The sequence below is a fragment of the Pseudomonas sp. Kh14 genome (assembly GCF_900291005.1).
In the GTDB taxonomy this organism is placed as follows: Bacteria; Pseudomonadota; Gammaproteobacteria; order Pseudomonadales; family Pseudomonadaceae; genus Aquipseudomonas; species Aquipseudomonas alloputida.
Map to the genome: position 1 here is coordinate 1 of NZ_OLKJ01000124.1, position 269 is coordinate 269.

The 269-nt window shown below is 64.3% G+C and carries 1 protein-coding gene; it reads left to right on the plus strand.

All coding sequences use genetic code 11. The features are described from left to right. On the plus strand, positions 1-269 hold a 269-nt coding region (locus FQ668_RS27550), incomplete at both ends, for an IclR family transcriptional regulator C-terminal domain-containing protein (protein ID WP_218570904.1).

Genomic DNA, 269 nt, shown 5'->3' on the forward strand with positions numbered 1-269 from the left:
TCCACAGTGTATTCCATAGCGCCTGCGGCAAGATCTGCGCGGCGTATGCGACCGATGAGGAACGTGCGCGGATTTTTGACGAGTTGGCAGCGGAAGGCTCGCCCGAGCCGCGCAAGACCCGGCTGGCCGAGCTCGCGCAGATCCGTGAGAAGGGGCTTGCTATCCGAGATGAGGATGGCATACTGGCCATTGCCGCGCCCCTCTTCCAGGCCGGCGGACGCTTCTGCGGTGCCCTGGGTGCCTTCCTGAAGCGGGAGACCGTTCTGGAT